At 65.0% G+C, this 12,149-nt stretch carries 11 protein-coding genes; 5 read left to right on the forward strand and 6 right to left on the reverse strand.

Annotation, left to right across the window (positions count from 1 at the left end):
* The coding region (locus tag KK097_RS17260; protein ID WP_214530728.1) for a hypothetical protein at positions 1-1,301 on the reverse strand (1,301 nt) is incomplete at its 3' end.
* Between the two features lie 254 nt (positions 1,302-1,555).
* Here KK097_RS17260 and KK097_RS17265 point away from each other — a divergent pair.
* Positions 1,556-2,419: an alpha/beta hydrolase family protein gene (locus KK097_RS17265; RefSeq protein ID WP_214530727.1), complete on the forward strand. Its 864-nt coding sequence runs from the start codon at positions 1,556-1,558 to the stop codon at positions 2,417-2,419.
* Here KK097_RS17265 and KK097_RS18870 read toward each other — a convergent pair.
* Positions 2,409-3,185 (reverse strand): helix-turn-helix domain-containing protein, encoded by a 777-nt coding sequence (locus KK097_RS18870; protein ID WP_367575488.1) that lies wholly within the window; start codon positions 3,183-3,185, stop codon positions 2,409-2,411. The two genes, KK097_RS17265 and KK097_RS18870, sit on opposite strands and share 11 nt — an antisense overlap.
* Positions 3,186-3,787: 602 nt before the next feature.
* Here KK097_RS18870 and KK097_RS17275 point away from each other — a divergent pair.
* The 3 genes from KK097_RS17275 to KK097_RS17285 all read left to right on the forward strand — a co-directional run bounded on the left by KK097_RS17275 (position 3,788) and on the right by KK097_RS17285 (position 6,152).
* The gene (locus tag KK097_RS17275) at positions 3,788-4,936 is read left to right on the forward strand and encodes an ATP-binding protein (protein ID WP_214530725.1); all 1,149 of its coding nucleotides are present in this window, start codon (positions 3,788-3,790) and stop codon (positions 4,934-4,936) included.
* A 74-nt stretch (positions 4,937-5,010) separates the two neighbouring features.
* Positions 5,011-5,349, forward strand: coding sequence for a histone-like nucleoid-structuring protein Lsr2 (locus KK097_RS17280; RefSeq protein WP_214530724.1), 339 nt, complete (start codon positions 5,011-5,013; stop codon positions 5,347-5,349).
* A 209-nt stretch (positions 5,350-5,558) separates the two neighbouring features.
* Positions 5,559-6,152, forward strand: a complete 594-nt coding sequence (locus tag KK097_RS17285) for a hypothetical protein (RefSeq protein WP_214530723.1) — start codon at positions 5,559-5,561, stop codon at positions 6,150-6,152.
* A gap of 488 nt (positions 6,153-6,640) precedes the next feature.
* Here the strand turns inward: KK097_RS17285 and KK097_RS17290 are convergent, their stop codons facing one another.
* The 4 genes from KK097_RS17290 to KK097_RS17300 form a co-directional block, all read right to left on the reverse strand.
* Complete coding sequence (locus tag KK097_RS17290; protein WP_133938570.1) at positions 6,641-7,702, reverse strand: CHAT domain-containing protein; 1,062 nt, start codon at positions 7,700-7,702, stop codon at positions 6,641-6,643.
* 595 nt (positions 7,703-8,297) lie between these two features.
* Complete coding sequence (locus tag KK097_RS18510; protein WP_284731047.1) at positions 8,298-8,420, reverse strand: hypothetical protein; 123 nt, start codon at positions 8,418-8,420, stop codon at positions 8,298-8,300.
* 392 nt (positions 8,421-8,812) lie between these two features.
* Positions 8,813-10,171, reverse strand: a complete 1,359-nt coding sequence (locus KK097_RS17295) for a 6-phospho-beta-glucosidase (protein WP_214530722.1) — start codon at positions 10,169-10,171, stop codon at positions 8,813-8,815.
* Entirely contained in the window at positions 10,168-10,947 is a 780-nt protein-coding gene (locus KK097_RS17300) for a DeoR/GlpR family DNA-binding transcription regulator (protein ID WP_194624539.1), read from the reverse strand. The genes KK097_RS17295 and KK097_RS17300 overlap by 4 nt, the downstream gene beginning before the upstream one ends.
* Before the next feature lie 197 nt (positions 10,948-11,144).
* On the opposite strand from KK097_RS17300, the gene KK097_RS17305 reads away from it, so the two are divergent.
* A complete protein-coding gene (locus KK097_RS17305) occupies positions 11,145-12,110 on the forward strand; it encodes a carbohydrate kinase family protein (RefSeq protein WP_214545576.1) in 966 nt (321 codons plus the stop codon).
* Positions 12,111-12,149 lie beyond the last annotated feature (39 nt).

The following is a 12,149-nucleotide window of genomic DNA, read 5'->3' on the forward strand; positions in this document are numbered from 1 at the left end:
CTCCCGTTCGTGCTCGACGAACCGTTCGTGTCCGACGAACCGTTGGTAGCCGACGAACCATTGGTAGCCGACGAACCGTTCGTGTCCGACGAACCGTTGGTAGCCGACGAACCGTTGGTGGCCGAGGATGCGGACGCGTTGGTGCTCGCGCTGTTGTTGCAGTGCAGCCCACCGGCCTGCATAGTCGAGTCGACGTCGACGCGCTCGAATCCAAGCTCGGCGGAACCCAGCCCGCTCGGAGCGACGACCGGGACCGGCAGCAGGGTCAGATCGGCGTTCAGACCGTTCATCGAGCCGGCTGCGTGCGTACCGTCCGCAGTCTGAAGCACGTTGGTCGTGCCGCCGTAGGTGAGCTGGCCGTCCACGATTCGCGAGAGCGCAGAACCAAGGGTCGACCCGGCGAACAGGTCGGACAGCTCGATCGCCGCGCCTGGCTCGAGCCGGAGTGCCCGACCGTTCGTGCCGCCGATCTGCACCGTCATCGTGGGCAGCTGCGACACCGTCAGTGAGGCGCCACCCGGCGTGCCGGTAGTGCGAGCGGTGATCGTACCGGTGTCATCGGCACCGGACTCACCTCCCCAGCTGACACCGACGTTGCCGCCGAAAAGCTGCACGTCGGCGAACTTCCATGTCGAGGTCGTCTCCGCGGCCAGGGCTGCTGGGCAGGTCGCGGTGGGCGATGCGACTAGACGGACCTGGTTGGTGTTCTGGCCGAGGTCTGCTTGGCCTAGCGGAAGCGCCCGCGAGATCCCGGGGACCGGAACTCCGCCAGCTGTGATCGCCGGTACCAGTTGCACCTCACCGGTGTCGGTACCAGAGCTTGCGACGACGCCACCGTTGTTCAGTACATCGTCGGTCCAAGCGGTCTTCGTCGAGCCCGTCAGAGCATCGATGGTCCCGATCGGAGCGAGGTTGAGCTTGCCGAAGTTCTGGTTGTTGCTCGCGGTCTCCTCGATGGTGGTCGACGTCGACTGCGAGCGGACCGGGTTCAAGTTCAACCCAGTGAACCCGGCCCCGATTGGCGCTGCGCGACTGTAAGCCCGAGCGGTGGGGTCGTTGGCGATCTGACCGGGGACCGCGTAGTCGCCAGTGCCGGTGCCCTTGTACTGCGAGAGCCCCTTCGAGTTCACCGCGACGACGCTTTCAGCGATGTTCGCTCGGGCGTTGACGGTGTCGTTCAGCAGCCCGACGCCGGCGAAGACGCCGTAGTTGCGAGCGGCACCGCTGAAGGCGCCCCCATCGCTTGAGAGATCAGCGGCGGAGGCTGATTGCGATGGCGGCACCAAACTCACCGCCGCCATCGCGATGAGTGTGCTCCCCCCGACAGCCAGGAGCGTGTTGCGTGTTGCTTTCCTCATTGAAACCCCATCTCGTCGTACGCGTACCGGTGCGTTGCTCACGGCCCTGGGCCGCGGGTAACAGTCGCAAGGCTCACAAGCGACAGGCGATCAGGAACGGTCGATGGACGCGATCTGCAAACTGACTACTTCTGCTGATATATAAGTGGTTGCGAACCAGGACGCCCCGGAGGATGAGCGGCGGAAAGGAGCTACACATGGACCAGCTGAACCGTCGGAGCTTTGTCACACTCGCGACTGCCGCGGCCGTGACCGCAGGTGTGGGAGGAGGGCTTCTCGGCGCGCGCCCAGCCGCGGCTGACCCGGCCGATCTGCAGCGGTGGACGGCTCGCGGGAGCCACCAGATGTCTGTCACCGTGCAGGCATTGGCGACGCTCTACTACCCGACTGATCTGTCCGCGGACGATCCTCGCCCGGTGATCATTTGGGGTAACGGATCCGGAGGAATTCCCTACGTATACCGGGGCTTGTTCGCACACTGGGTCAGTTACGGGTACGTCGTGGCCGCGGCGAACACTCCGAACCCCGCGCTTGGCCTCCTGATGCGCCAGACCATCGACTCGCTCCAGCGGCAGAACGAGGCTTCGGGTGGTCGGTTCGCTGGAACGCTGCAGCTCGACAAGATCGCCGCCAGCGGTCATTCACAGGGCGGACAGGCTGCGATCAACGCCGCCATCGACCCCCGTGTCCGGACGCTCATTCCGATTCAACCCGGCCCGCTCGCAGACGTAGAGCTGGTGACTTCGCCGATGCTCCTGCTGACCGGGAGCGCCGACCCCGTCGTGTACCCGCCGCTGTACGTAGAGCGATGGATGCGCGATCGCGCACATGGCCCGATGGTGTACGGCTCACTGCGCGGCGCGGCACACTTCGAGTCTGTCCTTACCAGTGACGGCGGCGGATTCGCAGCAGCCACCACCGCATGGCTAGAAGCCACGCTGCGAAGCGACACTCGCGCAGCGAGCCTCTTCTTCGGTCCCGACTTCGGGTTCGAACGGAACACCGACTGGGCAAACGTCAGCCGGAACGAAGCCGCCCGCGAATACGACGTCAGCGGCTGAGGCGAGCTCTCTTGAGAGTCCCCGATGGTGTCTCACTGTGACGCGCAAAATACTGCTCCGCGAATCGGCCCGCGTTGGAAAATCCCAAATTTCTTGCCGTGTCGCCGATGCTTTCCGCGTAACTTGCATCACTCAGTAGCCGTTCCGCGCGATCCAGCATAATGTTTCGCATGTACTCGGCTGGTGAATTGCCGACAACTCTCCGAAACTTGGCTTGGATAGTCCTCTCCGACATGCCCGAATAGGCGGCCAATGCGCGCAGCAGACCAAGCGTTCGATTTGCGTCGAAGTAGCCAGAGTGCATGCGGAGCAGCAGATTCTGAAACCGGGGATCACAGGTGATGCCGGGGTTTTCGACTGGATAGGCGCGCGACACAATCTGGTCAAGTTCCCGGACTATCGAATTAACTTCGGCGTCGTTTACCCCCCTACTCTTCCTAGCGCGAAGCTCTGCGGTTAGTACTCCAATCCTTCCGACGGGAAATACTGGTTCACATTGGCGGACGCGGGAATCCTCCGCTCCGCCCGCACGATTGCAGTACAACAAGGAAAGCCGAGACGTGTCAGCATGAAAACCCATATTGCGCACGGCGCTCAGCAAGTAGTATTTGCCGGGACGAGCAGCGATGCACTGCCCCCGATCATCGATGATGACGCCGGACCCGTCGAGGATATTGACAATGACGTCCGCTTCCCTCGGTATCGATGTACCCACCCAGGGTGCTGACAAGTACGAGTCCTGCACCCAACAAGTCTGATACCCCATTCTCGCGCTCCCCAATAGTCATGCGCAACAAGCCAGTTGACTTACCCTACGACTGGTATATCTATACACCGCGGGACCCCGCTCGTGCAACCCGCTTATATAAACCCCGCAGGGTGAAAATGACAAGTAGTCGCATAGCTGTAATTGATGGCAGACCCTATGATGCGTGAAGTAGAACCCCGTCGCACTGAGCGGCAGCAAGATCCTCTGGAATGGCGACGCCACGGGCTCCTACCCCCCGCGGTTCTAGACGCGCTGGTGACCGCGCGCGTGCAGGAGAAGCCTTCGTATCCGGCGGAACCGACTTACGCAGACTTCTTCGTTCGCGTGTCCGAGTCGGAAGTGGACGTCAGATCGAACCGAGACACGCGCTCCTCCGGGTGATCGGCATGCCCAGGGCTGAGCCTGACCACCGACGAGCACGCAGCTTAGGTCGTCGCTGACCCTGCTGGACTCCCCGGCGGCCGCGCACGGGCAGCCCCGCACGCATGCGCCGCTGGACTCTCAACAGCTCGTTGGACGCGGTCGCCAAGCGCGCTGGGATGCGAGTGCCGATACTCTGTTATGAAACCTCTGCTTCATAACAGACGATCGGTGATTCGATGCAACCAAGTCCTTACACCCCAGGCGAGATCGCCAGAACCGTCCCCGGGCGGGCTCAGCAAGTCGCGGAGGTCGACGAGCGCCTGTCCACACTGATTGACCTCCGTCGCCTGGTGGGCCGAATCCGGGTCGATCACGCCGCTCGCGGCTTCGGGAAGACCTCTCTCCTCCGGGAGTACCAGCGTCATGCTGCAGCACGCGGCGCGGTCACAGTGTGGGTGACTGCAGGCGAAGAACAGGGACTCGTGGCACAGATCGCCGCGGAGCTCCGCCGCGCGACCGACGGGTTCGGCGAGAAGACCCGGGCGGCGCTTCGGGGCAGGATCGAGACGCTGCAGCTCTCCGTCGGGGTGCCCGGCGTCGCGACCGCGACGGGCACCTTCCATCCGGCGAACAGCAGCCAGGACCTCGAGCTGTCGGGGGCGCGAGCCCTCGAGGCAGTGATCAGAGCTGCCGCCGTCGACACCCCTCTGGTCGTCCTCATCGACGAAATCCAATCTGCCGATCCGACTGGGCTTCGCACGCTGGTCTACGCCTGGCAGCACCTGCAAGCTGAGGGCACCGATGTCCCAGCCGCGATCTTCGCCGCCGGCCTTCCGAACGCTCCCGAAACCATCGCGGGGATCGTCACGTTCAGTGAACGCCTCGCCTACCGGCCGCTCGGGCCCCTGCACCGGGAGGCGGAAGAGATCGCGCTCATCGGACCTGCGCGGGCACTCGGCGTGCACTGGACTCCGCCCGCCGTCGACCGGGCGCTGGAGATCGCGCAGGGGTACCCGTACTCCGTGCAGCTCATCGCGGACGCCGCGTGGGTAGCCGCAGGACGACCGGACCCGGGCGCCATCATCGACGTCGGCGCTGTAGACCATGGCCACATCGCGATGCAGGCAGATCTCGACGCCCTCTTCCGAGCCAGGTGGTCAGCCTGCTCGCCAGCCGAGCGACGCATGCTCGCCGCGATCGCGAATCTCGGTGACGGACCCGCTTCACGCTCCGCGATCGCGGAAGCGCTGAACACCGGCAGTAACCAGCTTTCGACACCACGGGCACGCCTGATAGATAAGGGCCTCATCCAGCCCGCGGACCGCGGTATGCTCGAATTCACTATCCCCGGCTTCGCAGCATTCGTTCGCAATAGCGCGGCATAGCACTCAGCGTCGATGCGGGGAATTGGGGGCATCTCTGTCAGGCTAAGAGCCCGTCCCCCGATTGGAGCACTCACATGGCACAGAAAGTCACCACACACCTCGTCGACGACCTCACCGGCGACACCATCGAAGACGGTCACGGCCGCACCGTTACATTCGGCTTCGATGGCGCCTATTACGAGATCGACCTCACCGACGACAACGTCGACGCGCTCCGCGAAGCGTTCTCCGACTACGTCGCCGCCGCCCGCAAGGTCACCGACCGCCCCAGCCGCGCTGGCAGCGCGCCGAAGCGCGGCAACTCGGAAGAGCTCGCGAAGATCCGCGAATGGGCCAACGTGAACGGCCACGAAGTCTCCTCCCGCGGTCGCATCAGCCAGGCCGTCCGCGACGCGTACGACGCCGCGCACTGAGGCCATCCCCCGACAGGCGACAGCCGGCTACCCCTCGGGTCAGCCGGCTGTTCTCGTTGACTCCGAGCACGCACGCTCGACCACTCTCAACCCCTCCAACGATCCGCCAGGCTGGACTTTCCCTCAGCGGTTGGTCACCCGTGGTTCACGCAACCGGCTGAGGACGGCGCGACGATCGACGTACCGGATCAACGAGTGAGGGGTTGGAAATGATTCGTCGTTCTACTCGAGGCTTCTTCGTCTGCATCACCGTCGCGGCCGTAGCAGCGAGTGTCGTTACCGCGCCGCTCTCGGCGCAGGCCGACGACGCAGCCGCTAGCGCGTACACGGTATACGTACCAGGGGTGACCACTGCCCAACAGAGCAAGCTCGACTCGATGCTGCTGGTCTCCCCCGGATGCGGAACCGGCGCCAAGGAAGCCGACATCGTCCACAACTGGGAACGTCGACCAGGCAGCAGCACCACCGCCCACCTCCGCTGCGGCACGCAGGCCGAATATGGGCTCCGCCACATCAACCACGGCCACGGTCAGGACTGGGAGAACGTGCGCACCAAGTACGCGCAGCCAGGGACGTGGGACTCATTCATGGAGAACATCACCGCCACGAACCTGATCTCCACGTCAACCAGAATTGATGACGTGAACAACAAGGACGTCTACCACGGGTACCTCTGTGTTCGGGAGAACAGCGACGGCGAAGTCATCCGCGCGTACGACACCATCATCCCAGTCGGCCGCGGCAGCAACAACATCATCACCTCCTACTTCGAGAACGGCCGAGCGAGCGACCCGCACTGCTGAACCAAGGAGCCCTCACGACTATGACGGAAACTACCTCCGCTGCGATTCACCGCGAACTGTTCATTTGGTTCGCGGCCCGACGTGACGTTCGAGAAGTGCGCTACCGCGATAGCGTCTTGGTCCTCGCGCCAACTCCTCGGATGAAGGAGGACGGTTCCCCGTGGCCGACCACAGTCGAAGTCCGCATACCGTACGCAGAGCTGGAGACAGCCTGGCCTAGCTTGCAACGGGCCGCGACCAACCTCGAGCTGGGATCCATGCGTGACCTACCAGAGTTGGCCGTCTTCAGCTTGCTCGACGTGCACCTGGACGAAGCCATCAACTCCATGCGAGAGCCGGGTCCGAACGGCTACCGCTACACCGGGAGCACATTCGCGCCGGCCTGAAGATCATGGCACGGCACCTGCCGGGTGCCAGCCGTGATTCTTTGGTGCCGATAGATGCCTCTTATGTCAGCCCAGCTTTCTGGAGGGACAAGACGGCTGCCGTTACTCGACTACCTTCACGAGCACGGCGGCCGCGGAATCGAAACCGTCCATGGCCGCGAGCGTGGGCAGCTCCGCGCCACCCAGTCCAGCGAGCTCGAGCGCTGCTCTACCAAGGCCATGCGCTGCGCCGATTGACTGACCATTCGCGAGCGCTGCATAGAATTGAGCAGCGTACGCAATCGCGTCAGTGTCGTCGATTTCATCAGACATCCCGATTGCGAATGGAGCGAGCGTCTCTACAAGCGCCTCGGCTTGAGCGGCTGAGTTGCACGAGTTGAGCACGATGAGAAGAGGTGGTTCGTCGACGGCTTGTACTGCATTCGCGAAGGCTCGCGCGGTGACCACAACGCCATCGTGAGGTTTGTCTACCTCATCCTCGAACTCGATCAGGTCATCATCGCTATGCCCCGAAAAGTGCACGATATGCGGCCGGAATCTAGTCAATCCGTCCAAAAGATCCTCTGTGGTGGCGGCAGGGCGGACGTCGAGTTCGATGAGATCCCGATGCTCCGCAGATTGAACCGCTCGGCGGATTCGGGTCTGCTCACGACCCACCCTCAACCCCCCGTCGGAGGATGCACCGAGGATCAAGATGCGCAGCTTTTCCTGGCGAGGAGTTCGAAGTTGCTGAACGGCGTCACGAACAGTGGCTTCACTCCGAGCTACACGAACTTCGAGCGCGGACTGATTCGCCGCTGCCGACCGGCTGGCGCTTGCCAAAGCCTTCGCCTGATCGCGCTGAGCCGCTAAGGTCTCGGCTTGCTCTGCCTTGAAGAGCTTTGTCTGCAGTCCGGAAGCATCCTTCGCGTACGCCGTGGCCCGCGTCTGCCAGCTCGCCGCATCTTTGCCCGCTTGCGCTGCTTCAGCATCCCGTCGCTGCGCTTCGCGAAGTCGACTCGAGGCAGTACTCGCGCTTGTCGTTTTAGTCGCCGCCAAGCGTGCTTTGCTGGCATCGGCTCTCTTTTTTGATTCCTTCGTTCGATACTCTCCGACACGCCTTTCGGCGTCGATTTGCTGCTTCTGCTTATTTTCCAGTTGCCGTCGGTACTGACTGGCACTCATGGCACCCTCGCTTCTGCTCTATCGGAAGAAGTGTCGCCCGGCCGCCGTGAGCGGCGGCCGGGCGACATGATCAGATGCGGAACGCTCGACCGCACTTGCCGCAATTGATGAGGCCGTGCCGCGTCACCTTGACGCCAACGAAGACGTTTCGGCAGTACGGGCAGGTGATGGTGGGGACGGACGGTGCCATGAAGAAACCTTTCGAGTCGGGTGCATGCTCTTCCACATGCCTCGAGAAGATTGTACGTCGACTGACCGACAATGTGGGATGGATCGATGACAGTTTCTGGATCGGATAGCATCACCGGCACGTGCACTCATGTTGACTTAGACAACTCGGGCGCAAGAAGTCGGTTTGGATTCGGTCGTAGTTCCTGCGCGTGGAGAGGGGCCGCTTACACTCCTTGAGACGCGTGGTAGTGAGGTATACCTCAGTGCAGCGGTGCGCTGACGGACTTTCGCTGTGGCACTGAGGCCCACACCTGGCCATAGCCGCAGAGCTGCGCGGCCATCTAGAGCCTCTGCAACACGGCGAGCTCGCTGGATGAGGCCAAGACGTCGTTAACCTCGTCCAGGTTGATGAACTGGCGCTGGCTCAACGCGAGGTGGCCACGTGCCGACTGGCCGTGAACTCCTCCGGGCGTGCCGAGCGGACCGCGGACCCGATGTTCCCGGCAGCACTGGTGATGACCCAACGGCTCCCAGCGATGCTCGACATCGTGCGATCGTAATGGCCGGGCCGACCTTCGCCCAGTCGCCCGGGCAGCCGGACTCACCGTCGTGGCGCCTCCGCAGCGCACGCCGTCGACGCCAAGACACCTTCGGCGCCTGGCTGGCTGCGGTGACGGCAGGCCGATGGGGCCGCCGTGAGGGGGCGACGGCCCCACCGCTCTTCCCGCTCACCGGGGTAACCAGCCCCGGCGCTGCTCACCCTCTGCTTTGGCGTGACCCGAACACGCACTGCCGGAGGGGCGGGTCTGTTAGCTGCAGACTGCTTGGGTGGCCATGTTGTCTATCGACGGACCACCCAGCGGTCACTGCAGGCAGGTGATCGCGTTCACTAGCCACGACAAGGGGGCCGAGAGCCATCCGCGGCATTTCTCGCTACTGTCAGCGGCTGAGGACGGCGGCGACCTCGGGGATCTTGTCGACGTAGCCGCGGACCAGGTCGCGAGCCACCGTGACGCTGTCCACCAGCGGGTGCAGTGCGAACGCCTTCAGGGCCTCGTCCTTCGACCCGGTCAGGGCGGCGGCGATGGTGTGCCGCTCGACCGCCTTCACCTGCGACATCAGCCCGATCTGGTGCAGGTCGGGCTGGTCGGTGGTCATCGGGTGCACGCCGTTCGCGTCGACCATCGTCGGGACCTCGACCACCGCGTCGAGCGGGAGGCCCGCGATGGTGCCGTTGTTCCGGACGTTGAGGATCATCGTTTGACGCTCGTTGCGGCTGATAGCCGCCATCACGCCGAGTGCGACGCCGGCGTAGCCCTGGTGCGACGGGTCTGTCTCACGCTCCTTGGGGTCGAGCGGCTCGTCCTGCGTGCCGCCCTTCGCCTCGGCCATGTACGAGGCGCTGCGCCGTTCGACGGTCTCACGCCACAGCTCCGCGACACCGTTGCCGGCAGCGCTCGCTCGGTCATAGAACGCCGACTGGCTCTCGGCGAGGAAGTCGCCGCGGGTCTTGCCGGACCCGACGATGGAGCGGACCGCATCACGGTTGAAGTAGTAGTAGAAGAGGTACTCGTTCGGGATCGAGCCGAGTGAACGGATCCAGTCGAGTCCGAAGACGTGTCCCTCCTCCATCGCGCCGAGGAGCCCGTCGTCACCCATGAGCTCGGGCAGGACGTCTCGCCCGTCGTACATCACGCGGCGCATCCATCCGAGGTGGTTCAGCCCGACGTAGTCCATCTGGACACGGGTGTGGTCGAGGCCGAGCATCCCGGCAACCCGGCGCCCGAGGCCGGAGGGGGTATCGCAGATCCCCAGGACCCGGTCGCCGAGGACCGTCTGCATGGCCTCGGTGATGATGCCCGCCGGATTGGTGAAGTTCATCACGTAGGCGTTCGGCGCGAGGTCTCGGATGACCTTCGCCGCCGCCACCATGACCGGTACGGTGCGGATGGCGTAGGCCAGGCCACCGGGGCCGGTCGTTTCCTGTCCGAGCACGTTGAGGTCGAGGGCGACGTGTTCGTCGCAGCGACGACCCTCGAGGCCACCGACCCGGAGTGCCGCGAAGACGTAGTCACTGCCCTCCACGGCGCGGTGTAGGTCGGTCGTCGGCTTCAGGACGGGGGCGTCCGGGAAGCCCTCGGCGAGCTCGGTGAGGATCGCGACCATGGCGTGCAACCGGACCTCGTCGACGTCGTAGAGCGCGACTTCGTCGACGCGCGGGGAGCCGCTGTCGCGGAGGAGCGCCTGGTAGACGTACGGCGTGCGGAACCCGCCGCCTCCGAGGATGCAGAGCTTCATGTCGTGATGACCTCTCCGCCGGCGTTCCGGCTGTGTGCGAGTGTTTCGTCGGGTGCGCCGGTCGTCGTGATCAACGTGTCGACGTCGGCGAGGGAGCAGAGCCGAAGGGCCCCGGTCCCCGGGAACTTGGTCTCGGAGGCGAGCAGCACGACGCGGTCGGCGGCGGCGATCATCGACTGCTTGATGGGCGCCTCGACGGCCATGTTGTCGACGACGTGCCCGTTCGCGCGCACACCCGTGCAGGACAGGAAGAGCAGGTCGGCGCTGACGTGCTCCAACGCGGCTTCGGCCAGCGACCCGACGAGCGTCCGGTAGTTGCGGCGAACGACGCCACCAAGCAGGACCAGGCGGACCGCTTCGTCGTCGCGCAGGACGTCGAACACGGCGAGGTTCGTGGTGATGACGGTGATGTCGCGGCCGCGCAGACGCTCCGCGACGAGTGGCGTGGTCGTGCCGATGTCGAGGATGACCACCTGGCCGTCACTGACCATGGCCGCCGCGGCTTCGGCCATCCGTCGCTTCAGGTCGAGATCGCCCGCCTCTTCGAACGGGGTTTCGACCGGTTCACCGTCCTCTTCGCCCGGCGTGGTCGCGCGCGGGGCGAGCACCGCGCCACCCCAGGTTCGGACGAGCTCACCGTTGCGGTCGAGCATCTCCAGATCGCGACGGATCGTCGCCGGCGACACCGACAGTGCGTCGGCGAGTTCCTGGACGGAGGCAGCACCGTCGAGCCGCAGCGCCGTGATGATGCGGTTCTGACGTTCTCGCAGGATCATGGCGCCACTGTAGTCGAATTCGCGCACACTCGCGCAAGTTCAATCACCATAATCTGATTCTGAGCACACTTAACAAATCTGGCGCAATCGAGTAACGTCCTGGCAACACGAAACACGCAGGCTTGAGCATCACGAGCGGAACATCCCGTGATTGCGCAGACCTGCGCAGGGACGATCCGCAACGATGAGGAGAAGCCGTGACCGAGGCGAGCCCGCCCACCAGCCGAGGTGCCCTGCTGTTCGCCGGGGACGTCTACTGCGACCTCGTGTTCTCCGGGGTCACCGCTCCGGAGCCGGGTGCCGAGGTGTTCGCCGACGCGTTCGCCGTCACCCCCGGTGGCGTCGCCAACCGTGCGGTCGCAGCGGCCCGCGCCGAAGCGCCGACGAAGCTGCTGAGCCGGCTGGGCGACGACGTCCTGGGCCGTCACGTGTACGACGTGCTCACCGCGGAGCCGCTGCTCGACACGAGCCTGCTCAGCCTGGTCCCCGGGTTCCAGAGCGCCGTCTCCGTGGCCCTGACCGGCCCGGACGACCGGAGCTTCATCACGTACGAGGAGCACCTCGGCCCGCTCGGCCTCCCCGACGACCTGGGCGCGGTCGCCGCGACCCACGTGGGGATCGCACGACCACTGCCCCCGTGGGTCGCTGGGCTCCGGGCGGCGGGCACGACGGTCGTGGGCGGTGTCGGTTGGGACCACACCGGCGCCTGGGCGGGCGGGGTGCTGGACCGGCTCGCGGAGGTCGACGTCTTCGTGCCGAACGACGTCGAGGCGATGCACTACACCCGGACCGGATCGGCGCTCGAGGCCGCCAAAGCGCTTGCCGAGCGGGTGCCACTGGCCGTTGTCACCCGAGGCCGCGACGGGGTGGTTGCCGTGGACTCCGCGAACGGTGTCGTCGTCACCGCGGACACCATCCCGGTCGACGTCGTTGATCCCACCGGCGCCGGCGACGTCTTCGTGGCGTCGTTCATGGCCGGGGCGCTTCGCGGCTGGGACCTGGAGACGAGGCTCCGCTTCGCAGCGGCCAGCGCCGCCTACGCCGTGACCGGCCTCGGTGGCGCGGCCAGCGCACCACAGCCGGCGCAGCTCCGTGCGTTCCTCCGGCGTTCGGACCCCGACGGCGACTGGTCGTTCCTCGACGCGCCGGCGCTCACCCTCTGACCCCTTCCCCCTTCCTCCTTTCCCCCCTCTCCCCTTTCC

The organism is Curtobacterium flaccumfaciens (assembly GCF_018598405.1).
Lineage (GTDB): Bacteria > Actinomycetota > Actinomycetes > Actinomycetales > Microbacteriaceae > Curtobacterium > Curtobacterium aurantiacum.

Coding starts and splice junctions, on each gene's coding strand:
- KK097_RS17285 (WP_214530723.1), top strand. CDS start 5,559: ATGATTCGTCGTTCTACTCGAGGCTTCTTCGTCTGCATCACCGTCGCG.
- KK097_RS17275 (WP_214530725.1), top strand. CDS start 3,788: ATGCAACCAAGTCCTTACACCCCAGGCGAGATCGCCAGAACCGTCCCC.
- KK097_RS18870 (WP_367575488.1), bottom strand. CDS start 3,185: ATGGGGTATCAGACTTGTTGGGTGCAGGACTCGTACTTGTCAGCACCC.
- KK097_RS17300 (WP_194624539.1), bottom strand. CDS start 10,947: ATGATCCTGCGAGAACGTCAGAACCGCATCATCACGGCGCTGCGGCTC.
- KK097_RS18510 (WP_284731047.1), bottom strand. CDS start 8,420: ATGTCGAGCATCGCTGGGAGCCGTTGGGTCATCACCAGTGCTGCCGGG.
- KK097_RS17280 (WP_214530724.1), top strand. CDS start 5,011: ATGGCACAGAAAGTCACCACACACCTCGTCGACGACCTCACCGGCGAC.
- KK097_RS17290 (WP_133938570.1), bottom strand. CDS start 7,702: ATGAGTGCCAGTCAGTACCGACGGCAACTGGAAAATAAGCAGAAGCAG.
- KK097_RS17295 (WP_214530722.1), bottom strand. CDS start 10,171: ATGAAGCTCTGCATCCTCGGAGGCGGCGGGTTCCGCACGCCGTACGTC.
- KK097_RS17265 (WP_214530727.1), top strand. CDS start 1,556: ATGGACCAGCTGAACCGTCGGAGCTTTGTCACACTCGCGACTGCCGCG.